Genomic DNA, 11,988 nt, shown 5'->3' on the forward strand with positions numbered 1-11,988 from the left:
CTTCGCCTTGCGGATTAGCTCAGCACCTGGCTGGTCGCCGCGGCGCCGCGAAAAGACTTCCACCGTGACGTTCACTGAGACGAAACATCTCGCGATCCGGAGGAAACATAGCCGTCGCAAAGGCCGCATTCTGGACGTTCACGCAACACAGATCACATTCCTGGATGATCTGGAGACGTGAAGAGTGAACAGCTTCCAGACGGTTCCGTCGGGACGGCCCGCTATACCCACGGCCACAGCGCGGCGGTGCTCAGCGCGCACTCGCGGCGCCGCGCGGCGGACTCGGCCGCCTACCTGCTTGCCCACCTGAGTGCGGGAATGGACCTGCTCGACGTCGGCTGCGGGCCGGCGTCCATCACCGCGGATCTCGCTGAGCGCGTCGCCCCGGGGCGGGTCGTCGCCCTGGATGCCGCGTCCGATGCCCTGCAGGCGGCTCGAGCGACGCTGAGCGAACGGGGTCTGTCCGAGCAGGTGGAGCTGACCTGCGGTGACGTCATGGCCTTGCCCTTCGAGGACGCCTCCTTCGATGTCGTCCACGCCCACCAGGTCCTTCAGCACCTCGCGGACCCGGTGGGGGCCCTGGCCGAGATGCGCCGTCTCACCCGCCCCGGCGGGATCGTGGCCGCGCGCGACGCCGTCTACTCCGCCATGACCTGGTTCCCCGAGCCTGCGGGCATGGAGCAGTGGCGCTCGGTCTACATGGCCACCGCCCGGGCCAACGGCGGCGAGCCCGATGCCGGCAGCCGGCTGCTGTCCTGGGCCCGGGCGGCGGGCTTCACCGACGTGACGGCCTCGGCCTCCACCTGGTGCTACGCCACGCCCGCCGACCGCACCTGGCAGTCGCAGACCTGGGCGCAGCGGTGCCTGACCTCCTTCGGGCCGCGGGCCGTCGAGCTGGGGCTGGCGGACAGGGCCGACCTGGAGGCGATGGCCCAGGCGTGGCGGCAGTGGGGCGCCAGCGAGGACGCCTGGTTCGTCGTCGTGCACGGAGAGGTCCTGGCCCGCGTCTGACTGCGGGTACACGGGATCGCCCGGCGCCGTGAGCCGTCGCTCCGGCCGGTGAGGAGTGACCCGTATTGACTCACAGGTCGCACACAACCGTCACCCGCTCCTCTAGGCTCATTCCAATGCCCGAACACACCCCCGCTCCCCGCTCCTCCGTGATGGACGTGATGGCTCTGCGATCCGTCACGGAGCTTCCCGTCACCCGGCGCCATGTCCTGGACCCCGAGATCCTGCGGACGGTGGCGGCCGTCGATCGGGTTGGCGATCTGACGCGCTTCAACGTCGCCGAGGTGCCTGAGCTGGCCCAGATCTCCGCCCCCGAGGAGCTTCTGGCGCCCGACGAGCGCGGCTGGGCCCTGGGGCACGCCCTGTCCCTGGCGGTGGAGCACGGGCAGCGCCTGTGGCTGAGCGAGGTTCCCAAAAGGCGTGTGGGGCTGCTGCGGACCATCCTGGGCGAGCACCTCGTCCACGTTGCCTCCCCGGATGCGCCCGAGGCCATCGAAGCCCCTCAGAGAGACGGGGGCGAGGGAACCGGTGAGGGCAGCGTCGTCGTCGCCGTGAGCCCGCGACGCCTGCTGGACGAGTGGGCCACCGGGACACCCGAGCAGATCCGCTACCTGCGCACCGTCCTGGAGGGGACGGACCCGCTGCGGGTCTCGCGGCACACCCTGGCCGCCCTGCAGGAGGCGAAGGTCGATCTTGTACCGCGTGCCGGTATCGTCCGGTTGTTGCACAACCCCCGCTTCCTGGCCTACGCGACGGTGTTCGTCTACTCCTCGCTGCGGGCGCTTCCGGCCGTCTACGCCCCCGGCTTCCACGGCAACCCCTGGGTGCTGTGGGCCATCGATATCCTCACCGCGGTGCCCTACACCTGGGGGATCATCGCCATGGTCGCGGGCCGGCGACGCCGCATCCGCTTCGCCGGGTTCCTCATCACCCTCATCACCTTCGTGGCGCCCTACGTGTACTTCTTCCTGTCGGGCGCCCACGGGGACGGCCCCGGCTACCCGCAGTGGGTCATCATGGTGGTCATCGGCCTGGTGCTGGCCACCTTCCTGCTGGAGGGCGGCCGCTGGCTGCGTGACGTGATCGTCGCCCGGGGGCTGCGCACCCGAGCCGGCTGAGAGACCCCCGACGCGCAAGGAAACGGCCACCCGCCTCATGGTGGGTGGCCGCTGTGCGAACCCGGGCGCCTGCCGGATGGCACGCCCGCAGCTGCGCTGCTAGAAGTCGGTAACGGCGACCGTCGTCTCCGGCTCAGCACCACGGATCGAGCGCAGCACCCCGGCGAGCAGGAACCACCCGCCGGAGACGATGAGGACGACGACCAGGCTGAGCGGCCGGTGGGGGTAGACCGCCACCAGCCAGCAGGTGGCCAGGAACCACACCGCCACCGCACCGATGTTGAGGGCGCGGAAGCGCTTGACGCGGGCCGGGTGCGCGTAGTGCGTGGGCACCAGGGTCAGCACCACGAAGATGAGGGTGACGATGATGTTGAAGACCGCCGGGGTCTGGAGCACGTAGAACATGAGGGCCACGATGTTCCAGGCGGCCGGGAAGCCCACGAAGTAGTAGTCGGTGGACTTCCACTGCTTGTTGGCGTAGCAGAACATTGACGAGCTCAGGACGAGGGCCATGAGCAGTCCCGCCACCGGCCTGGGGCCCATCGGCAGGGCCACGTACATGAAGACCGCCGGGATGAAGGTCCAGGTGAGGTAGTCGACGACGATGTCCACGATGCCGCCGTCGAACCAGGGGATGATCTCGGAGACCCGGGCGCGCCGGGCCAGGGTGCCGTCAACACCGTCGACGACGAGGGCGACGAGTAGCCAGACCCACATCCACGTGTACTCCCGGCGAGGGTTGATGGTGGTGAGCATGGCCAGGCTGGCCCACACCAGTCCCGACATGGTCAAGATGTGCACGGCCCAGGCGGCGACACGGGCCCGTGCCGGGTACTGCGCCGTCGACACAGACGCCCCCTCTCGGTGGATAACACTGACGGCGGGAAGTCTATGCGGTTCACAGCCCCGGCACCTATCCGCCGGAAGGCGCTCCTGAGCGATCCCCGTCTCCCCCGTACCGCCCGAGAACCGTGTGCGCCCCCCGTACCTGCCGGTTCGGGGGCGCACTCGAACTGCCGGGCGCCGGGGAGGCACTCGGGAGATGACTCACATACTCACGTTGCGGAAGTCGAAGGGGTAGATCCCCATGGGGTTCCAGTGGGCGATGAGGCGCGCACCGCAGGCCCGATCGTGGGCCCACAGCTCGGAGCTGATGACGACGCCGCCGCCCTCCAGCTCGCTGAGGTCCAGGCGGTGGTGGCCGTCGACGTACTCGTCGGCCTGTTCGACAGGGTAGAGGGTCAGGTCTGAAACGGGGCTCGACAGGCCCGCCAGCTGCTCATCGAGGCCGGCCAGGTCGTTGCCGGCGATGCCGTAGCGGCTCGCCAGCTCGTTGACGTCACGGCGCGCGATGGCGGCGACGAACTCCTGGACCTCGGTGTAGATCCGCTGGCGCAGGTCCTCGCTGCCCCAAGGCGCTGGGGCCGGCTCGCTCGGCTCGGCGGGTTCGGCGGGCTCGGCCGGCTCCTCCTCGGCGCTCGGCCGGCCCTCGGCGGCCGCCTCGGCATCCGTGGCCTGCGAGGCCTCAGCCTCCGCGAGCGCGGGCGACCTCTCCGGGTTCTCCTGTGCCTGCGGGGGCTCGACGGGGGCGTGCTCGGTTGGGGTCTCCTGGGCCGCGTGGTCCTCGGGCTCGCCCTCGGGCGTTGAGGAGGTCGGCGCGGAGGCGGCCTCAGCACCGGAGGACGGCGGCGCGTCAGACACTGGCGCATCGGCGGCGTCGGGGACATCCACCGGGTCGGCGGCGCGCGCCGTCTCGGCGGTATCGGCGACGGGGGGCGCCGTCGCCTCGACGGGGGCAGCGGCCTCGGGGGCCTCCTCGGAGAGGTCGAGGGTGGCCTCCTGGCCCTCGTGACCGGCGGTGTCGGCCGGGGTCAGGGGGAGCTCGAGCTGGTCGGGGGCGACGGTCTCACCCGTGGGCGCGGCCACGGGCTCGCCACCGGCATGCTCGACGGCGGGGATCGCCACCGGCTCATAAGCGGACTCGGCCGTCCCGGAGGACTGGGTCACCTGGGTCGGCGAAGCCGGCTCCGACTCGGCGGGCAGGGCCGCCTCGGCGGCGTCCTCAGCGGCCTGCTCCGGGGCGGCGTCGGCCGGGGTCTGAGCAGTGGCGGCGGCGTGCCGGGCCCGGCGCGCGGTGCGGGCGAGCTCCACCTCGGGAGCCGGGACGGCGAGCTCGTCGGCACCGGCCTCGGCGTCGGCCTCCTCACCGGTCTCTGCGGGGCTCGGCGCGGGCTGCGCCTGCCGCTCCTCCTCGGGAACAACCGGGGCATGCGGCATCTCGACCATCGTGGGCTGCGCCTCGGCCGGCGGGCGCACCTCACCGTCCACAAGGCCCTGCTCCACGGGGAAGGGCTGGACGAGGAGTGTCTCCCCCGTCGGCGCGGCGACCGGCTCGGCCTCGGCCGGCGTGTGGTCGGTCACCGCCGCGTGCCGAGCCTGGTGAGCAGCGGCCGGGTCCTCCGCCTCGGGGGTGGGGACCGGCGCGGGGATCTCAGTCTTCTCCGACTCCTCGGCCGGGGCGGGGACGGACTCCTCGACCTGCGGGGCCTGCGTCTCGGCGGGGGTCTCCTCGGTGAGGGGGTCACTGGCAGGGGCCGACGACTCCTGGGCTTGGGCAGGGGCGTCCTCAGGGGACTGGGAACCGGCGGGTTGCTCGGCCTCAGCAGCTGACTCAGCCGCCTGCTGTGCGGGCACAGCGAAGACGGAGGGGACTTCGGCGTACTCGCCGAGCGCGTCGGCCTCCGGTGCCTCCCCCGTCTCGGAGGGCTCACTGGCCTCAGGAGTCTGAGGCGTCTGGTGGGCTTCGGCCGGGACCTGCGTCGTCGGGTCCTCGTCAGCGGCCTCGGCCGGGGACGGCTCCGCGACGGCCTCGGGCAGCGGGTCGGAGTTGAGGTACTGGCGCCGTTCCACGCCCACGCGGGTGAGCTGGCCGGCGAGGATCTCGGGGCGACCGAGGTAGTCCCAGACCTCCCCGGGGCCCGAGCGCAGACTCAGGGAGGGGGCGTCGAGGATGGCGACCCCGCCGTCGGGCAGGAAGCACAGGAACAGCCCGGTCATCTCACCGGTGGTGGCGTCCCACAGGCGCACGGTGCCGTCCTCGGAGCCGGTGAGGATCCGGGTGCCGTCGGGGCTCCACTGCGCGTCGGTGACGCCGAAGCGGTGGCCGGCCAGGGACAGCACGATCTTGCCGGAGACCTCGTCCCACACGCGCACGACACCGTCGTCGAAGCCGGCCAGCACCTTGGTGCCGTCGGGGCTCCAGGCGTAGGAGCGGACCATGGCGGCGTCGTCGCGCAGCGTCACGAGCTCGCCGGAGGTGATGACGTCCCAGACGTGGGCGGCGCCGTCGGCGCTACCGGTGACGACGCGAGGGCCTCCTTGCGTCCACACGACGTCGCGCACCCAGTTGCCGGTGTAGGTGTGGATGACCTCGCCGGTGGAGGCGTCCCAGATGCGGGCCGTCCCGTCCTGGGAGCCGGTCAGGGCGCGCTGGCCGTTGGGGCTCCAGGCGACCGAGGTGATCATGTCACTGTGGCCCTCGAGGGTCAGGAGGCGCTCGCCGCGGGCGGCGTCCCAGATCGCGGCGCGGTCGTCCCCCAGTCCGGTGAGGATGCGCTCGCCGTCCGGGCTCCAGGCGATGTCATTGACGTCGTCCTCCCCCGCGGTCAGGGCCTGGACGACGTCGCCGGTGGAGGCGTCCAGGATGAGGACGCGCGGCGAGAGGTAGGAGGAGGTGGCCAGGCGGGTGCCGTCCGGGCTCCAGACGACCTCGCTCAGCTCGCGGGCGCCGTTGTCCACCGTGAGACGCGGCTCGCCGGTGGTGGCGTCCCAGACGCGGTTGCCGCCGATCTTGGCGCCGATGCTGAGCCTGGTGCCGTCGGGGCTCCAGGAGACGGTCTCCACGGAGTTGCCGGCCCCCAGGACGAGCTGGGTCTGGCCGGTGGTGGCGTCCCAGACGCGCACGGTGTCATCGTGCGAGCCGGTGGCCACGCGCCTCGAGTCCGGGCTCCAGGCCAGGGCGCAGGCCCACTGGCTGTGGCCGCGCAGACTGAGCAGCTCCTCGCCGGTGGTGGCGTCCCAGATGTGGGCAGTGGTGCCGGAGATGTCGTCGGTGATGATGCGGCTGCCGTCGGGGCTCCAGGAGACGACGCTGACCCAACGGCGTTCGCGACCGTGGAGGCTGAGGACCTCCTCGCCGGTGGCGGCGTCCCAGACCCGGGGCTCGGCCGAGTCGAAGGCGGTGATGATGCGGCGCGAGTCCGGGCTCCATGACAGGCTGGTCATCGGCTCGATCGGGCCGACGTGGGTCGGCCTGCCGTCGGGCCCCATGGTGGCGCCGCGCCCCACGAAGGCCATGGGGCCCACACGCAGCAGCTCGGTGCCGGTGGTGACGTCCCAGACCCGGGCGGTGCCGTCGTCGGAGGCGGTGGCCACGCGGGTCCCGTCCGGGCTCCACGACACCGCGGTGAGGTGCTCGGTGTGCCCCGACAGCGTGCGCACCACCTGACCGCTGGAGGCGTCCCAGATGCGGGCCGAGGCGTCGTCGAAGCTGGTGAGGATGCGGGTGGAGTCAGGGCTCCAGGCCACCGCCCCGCCGACACCGGAGCCGCCGACCCCCAGGGTCAGCAGGTCGGCGCCGGTGGTCGCGTCCCAGACGCGGACGCTGTGGTCCTCCGCAGCAGTGAGGAGCCGCGTGCCATCGGGGCTCCAGGCCACGGCGCTGATGGACAGGCTGGGGCCGGCCAGCGCGAACAGCTCGGTACCGCGGTTCGCGTCCCAGACCCGGGCCGTGCCGTCGTGCGATCCGGACAGGAGCCGCGTGCCGTCCGGGCTCCAGGCCACGCCCCACAGCGCGTCGAAGTGGCCGGCATACAGTGACACCTCACGAGGGTCGATCGTCGCCGAGGTCTCTGAAGGCACAGTCATAGTTGAAGTCTAGAGATCTCTGCGAGGTATCTGCGGCATCTTGAGCCGATTGCGAGCAGTTACCTGAGTGATATCTGGCAAATCCGGGGCTGAGAGGGCGCCACGCCGGGTGCACGACACGCTGAGTCGCCGCCTTCCGCGCCACCGCGCCCAGTTCGGGCGGGCGCGGGAGGGCGCTGCGCCGGCGGCGGCGACCGGCTCGCCCGCCACGTCGATATCTTCCCGAGATGTCCGGAGAATGATCGGTCACTCAGGGGCGGCTGCCTCCGAGGGCATCGTAGTGGGCGTCATCGACGGGCTGGAGCCACTCGCTGGAGGTGTTCTCGCCGGGTACACCCAGGGCGATGTGGGAGAACCAGGAGTCGGCCTTCGCACCGTGCCAGTGCTTGACGCCGGCACGGGTGAAGATGACGGCGCCCGGTTCGAGGCTGACGGCGTCGTGGCCCTCCTCCTGATACCAGCCCGAGCCGGCAGTGCAGATGAGGACCTGCCCGCCACCGGAGGCGGCGTGGTGGATGTGCCAGTTGTTGCGGCAGCCGGGCTCGAAGGTGACGTTATGAACGCTCACCGCGCACTCGGGATCGGTAACGAGGGTTCTAAGGAAACTCTCACCCGTAAAGTACTGGGCGAACGAAGGCCGTGTTCGCCTCCCCTTGCCGAAGATGTTCTCGGCATTGAAGACGGCCTCGTCGATGGTAGCGGTCATCGAGGCTCCTCCTAAGTCGGTGTTGATGACGAGCTGGCCGATGGCGTCCGAGATGGCAGGTACTGCCCGAACCGTGCCGGTTAGGGGTGGTCAGTCTCGGTCGACCTCGACGGTAGCGCGGTCCAGGCGCGTCATCCAGGTCCTACCACCCCTCGGAGTCGGACGACATTGGCGGCACCATCACGGCTCTCTTCGCCGGCCGTCTCCAACCTGAGATGGAATCGCGCCGCGATCCGCCCTCCTTAGGGTGGACATGGATCGGCGGAGAATCATTCGGCGGCCTGATGTGCCGTGGGCCACGATCGCGCAGGCTGGAGTCATGACCGCGATCACGACCTCCCGCCCCACGAGTCAGGGACTCGCCCCCGCCGGTGAGAGCCTCGGGCACCGCTGGCTCAAGAACGTTCTGGCCACTGCTCTTGCCGGCATTCTCTGTCTGGTGCTCATTGGCGTCACGCGCACCGTCTCCGCGCTGATCACCGGCGGGGACACCCGCACCGGGGCCGGGCGGTAGGCGAGTCTCTTCGGTTCGCTTCGCTACGGCGCCCCTCGTCGTCTCTCCACCGCACCTTCTCCGGTCGCCCCGCCATCTCCGGGCCGGCCACCAACGCTGAGGGCGACGGCGGGCTCAGGCGCGGAGCTGAGGTGCACAGTCCGCAGTCAGAGGCGGGCAGTCGGCGGTCAGTTGCCGGCGCCGTGGAAGACGGCCTCCAGGTTGTTGCCGTCGGGGTCGAGGACAAAGGCCCCGTAGTAGCCGGGGTGATAGTGCGGGCGCTCACCAGGACCGCCGTTGTCGCTACCACCCGCCGCCAGGGCCGCCTCATGGAAGGCGTCCACCTGCGCCGTCGACGACGCCGTCACAGCGACGTGGCAGGGCGTCGGGTGCTCCGCCGGGGTCAGCCACAGGTCCGCGTGGACCGGGGCGTCCTCCGGCGCGCCGGGCGTCGGCCCACCCAGTCCGGTGACGGGCCCGAACTCCATGACCACGCGGTAGCCCAGCGGCGCGAGCGCCGCCTCGTAGAAGGCCTTCGAGGCCGCCGGATCGCTAACATTCACAGAGATATGATCAATCACACCTCCAGCCTAGCTGCGCATCTCAGGACACGTAAGGCCTGAGGCACACCCTTCAGACGTCGAGCCGGGCATTTCTCGCGTAGCCCTACGGAATTTCTGTTGTGCTACGCGAGAAATGCCCGGCTCGGCGGCAAGAGGCCAGAGGGGAGGGCTCAGAACAGCGCCGGCAGGACACCCTCGACGTCGTCCCCCAGCTCGGCCAGGTCCAGGCCTGAGCGCTCCATGGCCGCCCGCACCTCCAGGGCCTGAGAGCGCACCGCCTCAGGCAGACGGGCCGGGCTGATACGCGGGCGACACGACCGGGGCTCAAGCACCGCCGTCGGCCCCTCCAGACGGGCGCGGCGCTGCAGGACGTAGATCGTTTCTCGACACTTCGACCAAAATTTCATAGACGACGCGGCTCCGGGTCTTTTCTGAAGATTCGGTCGAAGTGTTGAGGGCGACGGCGGGCTCAGGCGCGGAGCTGAGGCGCACAGCCGACGGTCAGTTGCCGGTGCCGTGGAAGACGGCCTCCAGGTTGTTGCCGTCGGGGTCGAGGACAAAGGCCCCGTAGTAGCCGGGGTGATAGTGCGGGCGCTCACCAGGACCGCCGTTGTCGCTACCACCCGCCGCCAGGGCCGCCTCGTAGAAGGCCTTCGAGGCCGCCGGATCACTGACATTCACAGAGATGTGATCAATCATGCCTCCAGACTAACCACTGGTTGATACACGGTGGGCGCATTGACAGGATCCAACCATGACATCATCCGCAGCCCCTCCGATCTCACATGAGTTCGCGGGGGCCAGATACCTTCATCGGTTCAGCACGAGTCTGATGGCCTGCACCATTGGATTCCGGGGTCAAGGTTGACGTTGACGTGAACTCTTTCTCTTGCTCCGCCGGCCTTGCTCTTATCGGGCGGGGATGTGGACGGTGGAGTGACGGCAACAAGTGTGACGGTGCCCAGGCCGTCGATGCTGGTGCTCTCACCCAGGTGCAGCTCGTACACGGTCGACTTCTCTCCCGTGGGGGTCCAGCGCACCGAGGCGATCCACTGATGACGCTCAGAGCGTAGGCTGTCATATCCCAGCGCTCCCGTTCTGGTCTGTCGGGGAGGAAGTGAGTCAGCGAGACGGACTGTCTCACCCCCCTCTACCCCAGCCGGCAAGGAAACTCTCGTGGTGCTCGGGTGGGTCCACCACAGCCAACCGCCCGTCCCCAGTAGGAGCGCGAGCACGACGACGACTCCGACGGCACCCCAGAGCACACGTCTCCTTCGGAACCTCTCCCGGTCAGCGTCTTTCGGGGAGGGGCTGGGCGCCATGGCAGGGTCCACGGGCCCCTCAGGGGCGGGCTGCATCTCGACCATGACCGTTTTCCTTCCTGGAGGTGAGTTCTCAAGAGGCACAGTGGTGGACAGAACCGTCTCTCAATAAGGTGAGTGCAGTGACGGCCAGACGCCTTCACAGGCTCAGCATGGATCCCATTTTCGACACCAGTGCAGCTCAGGGTCGAGATTGACGTGAACCTCGGTCGTCCACCCACCTGCCTCGCCTTTGTCAGGGGTGTGCAATCGCGGGTTGACAGCGAGGAGGGTGATGGTGCCCAGCCCATCGATATGAACACTTTCACCCAGGTGCAGCTCATACTTGGTCGGCTCCCTTCCCTTCGGGGCCCACCACACCGAACCGATCCACTGGTTCTGCTCGACGCGCATACCGCCAGCCTCCAGCCTCCCAGCTTTGGTCTCAGGGGCCCGAGTCGCTCCCCCGAGAGACACGATATCTCCCTTTCCGATCCCAGTCGGCAGTAGAACGCGCGTGATTGATGGAGAAGCACTTGCGGCCGATCGAGAGGTAGTGCTGAGGCGGGTCCGCCACAGCCAGTTACCCACCCCCACGGCCAACACAACAACAAGACTGAACGCTATCCAGAGCATGCACTTCTTTCTCACACTTCCCCGGGGCTGATTGCCAGTTTTCTGCGAGCAAGCACCTCTTGTAATACCCACAGACAACTCATCGTGAATGTACTGCATTTCTGACATGGTTCGCTAGTTTCGAAAGAGAGGAATTTTAAGGAGCTTCACCAATGCCAGTGTAGGCAAAATGCCTCTCGTAGTCTTCTCGAGTAATTCTGATAAGGCCACCCTCTTCGCTGCCTGTGGGCGTATCGTTGCCCCCCAAGGGTTTCGTAAGGTGACGTAGTTATCGTCAATGTCGACAACCGTGTACACATGGTTCTCTACTTCCGTCTCCGATTTACGGTCATAGAGGCTTATTCACAGCGTCCGCCGAAGGTGCTGTGACCTGCGCAGATGTCGGCGCCGGCTAGTCCTGTGAATAAGCCTCATAGTCTCCTCCAACAAGGCGGTAGTCACCCTCCTTATCCGGCTCCCCACCGTTGCTACCGGGGTTCTCGGTGTCGATCTTTCCGTCACCGTTGGTGTCTGTGACGGCTTTGACTTTGTCGCCGTCACTAAAGTCTCCGCTTGACACCCCAGCAACAGGTTTCCCCCTCCTTAACCGACCTTTCCATATCCTCCCAGCACTGAGAACTGTATTTGTTGAGGGGAACGCTACCACCTAGTAAAGGTATATTCATAGTGCTAACATGTCGACCGTTGGCACCAGAGACAACTTTCATACCATCATTTTCAGGATTTCCTCCGTCGGCAAGGTCTCCGTGCCCAAAATGTTTACCGTAGGCACGCTCGTAGAGGCTCATGAGGGTGGGTCTTCCCTGTTTGTCTTTGGTGCCGTCAGAGTAGTAGTCGTCTACCTCGACGTCGATGGGTCTGCCATTGTCGTAGAGGGTGACGACAAAGCAGTTCTTCTTCTCATCCCACCTGACATGATCACGCAGGAGCTGCTGCCCCTCCTCGGTCTGGGAGTAGCCCTGCAGCGTAGCGAGCAGGTAGCAGTCACCAATGATTGTCTGGTTGGCATCGACATCCCAGTCAGCATTACCGTCAGCCTGCGCCCGCAACCGCCTCTTATCGTCTTCCGAGAGAGGGTGGCTTGTGGTTAGTAGCATTACGAACTGCCAGATATCATCCAGTAACCCTTTCTCAGTCCGATCTGCGGCTCCAGATCCGGCTCTTCCTCCACCACTCCTGCTGCCTCGAGAGTCACTGGCCGCGGTGCCGAGTGAGGCGGCGGCGGTGGCTGCTG

General features: G+C 68.2%; 11 protein-coding genes. 3 read left to right on the forward strand and 8 right to left on the reverse strand.

Annotation, left to right across the window (positions count from 1 at the left end; all coding sequences use genetic code 11):
• The first annotated feature begins 177 nt into the window (after nucleotides 1-177).
• Nucleotides 178-1,011, forward strand: coding sequence for a class I SAM-dependent methyltransferase (locus tag HMPREF2883_RS08190; protein ID WP_070660878.1), 834 nt, complete (start codon nucleotides 178-180; stop codon nucleotides 1,009-1,011).
• A 116-nt stretch (nucleotides 1,012-1,127) separates the two neighbouring features.
• Entirely contained in the window at nucleotides 1,128-2,129 is a 1,002-nt protein-coding gene (locus HMPREF2883_RS08195) for a hypothetical protein (protein WP_070660880.1), read from the forward strand.
• Between the two features lie 99 nt (nucleotides 2,130-2,228).
• Here HMPREF2883_RS08195 and HMPREF2883_RS08200 read toward each other — a convergent pair whose 3' ends face one another.
• From HMPREF2883_RS08200 to HMPREF2883_RS08210, 3 genes are all read right to left on the reverse strand, one after another.
• Nucleotides 2,229-2,978 (reverse strand): CDP-alcohol phosphatidyltransferase family protein, encoded by a 750-nt coding sequence (locus HMPREF2883_RS08200; RefSeq protein WP_070660883.1) that lies wholly within the window; start codon nucleotides 2,976-2,978, stop codon nucleotides 2,229-2,231.
• Between the two features lie 198 nt (nucleotides 2,979-3,176).
• A complete protein-coding gene (locus HMPREF2883_RS08205; protein WP_070660886.1) occupies nucleotides 3,177-7,055 on the reverse strand; it encodes a WD40 domain-containing protein in 3,879 nt (1,292 codons plus the stop codon).
• Nucleotides 7,056-7,305: 250 nt separating this feature from the next.
• On the reverse strand, nucleotides 7,306-7,761 hold the full coding sequence (locus HMPREF2883_RS08210; protein ID WP_070660890.1) for a cupin domain-containing protein: 456 nt from the start codon (nucleotides 7,759-7,761) through the stop codon (nucleotides 7,306-7,308).
• A 319-nt stretch (nucleotides 7,762-8,080) separates the two neighbouring features.
• On the opposite strand from HMPREF2883_RS08210, the gene HMPREF2883_RS08215 reads away from it, so the two are divergent.
• Entirely contained in the window at nucleotides 8,081-8,275 is a 195-nt protein-coding gene (locus HMPREF2883_RS08215; protein WP_070660893.1) for a hypothetical protein, read from the forward strand.
• A gap of 167 nt (nucleotides 8,276-8,442) precedes the next feature.
• On the opposite strand, the gene HMPREF2883_RS08220 is transcribed toward HMPREF2883_RS08215, so the two are convergent.
• The 5 genes from HMPREF2883_RS08220 to HMPREF2883_RS14790 all read right to left on the reverse strand — a co-directional run.
• Nucleotides 8,443-8,835 (reverse strand): VOC family protein, encoded by a 393-nt coding sequence (locus HMPREF2883_RS08220; protein ID WP_070660897.1) that lies wholly within the window; start codon nucleotides 8,833-8,835, stop codon nucleotides 8,443-8,445.
• A gap of 152 nt (nucleotides 8,836-8,987) precedes the next feature.
• Nucleotides 8,988-9,224, reverse strand: a complete 237-nt coding sequence (locus tag HMPREF2883_RS14780) for a hypothetical protein (protein WP_141759075.1) — start codon at nucleotides 9,222-9,224, stop codon at nucleotides 8,988-8,990.
• A 94-nt stretch (nucleotides 9,225-9,318) separates the two neighbouring features.
• On the reverse strand, nucleotides 9,319-9,516 hold the full coding sequence (locus tag HMPREF2883_RS08225; protein ID WP_070660902.1) for a VOC family protein: 198 nt from the start codon (nucleotides 9,514-9,516) through the stop codon (nucleotides 9,319-9,321).
• Between the two features lie 770 nt (nucleotides 9,517-10,286).
• Nucleotides 10,287-10,532, reverse strand: coding sequence for a hypothetical protein (locus HMPREF2883_RS14785; RefSeq protein WP_141759076.1), 246 nt, complete (start codon nucleotides 10,530-10,532; stop codon nucleotides 10,287-10,289).
• Between the two features lie 761 nt (nucleotides 10,533-11,293).
• A partial coding sequence (locus HMPREF2883_RS14790) for a C2 family cysteine protease (RefSeq protein ID WP_256277396.1) occupies nucleotides 11,294-11,988 on the reverse strand: 695 nt, incomplete at its 5' end.

It is taken from the genome of Actinomyces sp. HMSC075C01 (assembly GCF_001812965.1).
Lineage (GTDB): Bacteria > Actinomycetota > Actinomycetes > Actinomycetales > Actinomycetaceae > Actinomyces > Actinomyces acetigenes.

What these genes read in the sequence shown, in the direction of transcription:
- HMPREF2883_RS08210 (WP_070660890.1), bottom strand. Translation starts at nt 7,761, where the DNA reads ATGACCGCTACCATCGACGAGGCCGTCTTCAATGCCGAGAACATCTTC.
- HMPREF2883_RS08195 (WP_070660880.1), top strand. Translation starts at nt 1,128, where the DNA reads ATGCCCGAACACACCCCCGCTCCCCGCTCCTCCGTGATGGACGTGATG.
- HMPREF2883_RS08215 (WP_070660893.1), top strand. Translation starts at nt 8,081, where the DNA reads ATGACCGCGATCACGACCTCCCGCCCCACGAGTCAGGGACTCGCCCCC.
- HMPREF2883_RS08225 (WP_070660902.1), bottom strand. Translation starts at nt 9,516, where the DNA reads ATGATTGATCACATCTCTGTGAATGTCAGTGATCCGGCGGCCTCGAAG.
- HMPREF2883_RS14785 (WP_141759076.1), bottom strand. Translation starts at nt 10,532, where the DNA reads ATGCGCGTCGAGCAGAACCAGTGGATCGGTTCGGTGTGGTGGGCCCCG.
- HMPREF2883_RS08205 (WP_070660886.1), bottom strand. Translation starts at nt 7,055, where the DNA reads ATGACTGTGCCTTCAGAGACCTCGGCGACGATCGACCCTCGTGAGGTG.
- HMPREF2883_RS14780 (WP_141759075.1), bottom strand. Translation starts at nt 9,224, where the DNA reads ATGAAATTTTGGTCGAAGTGTCGAGAAACGATCTACGTCCTGCAGCGC.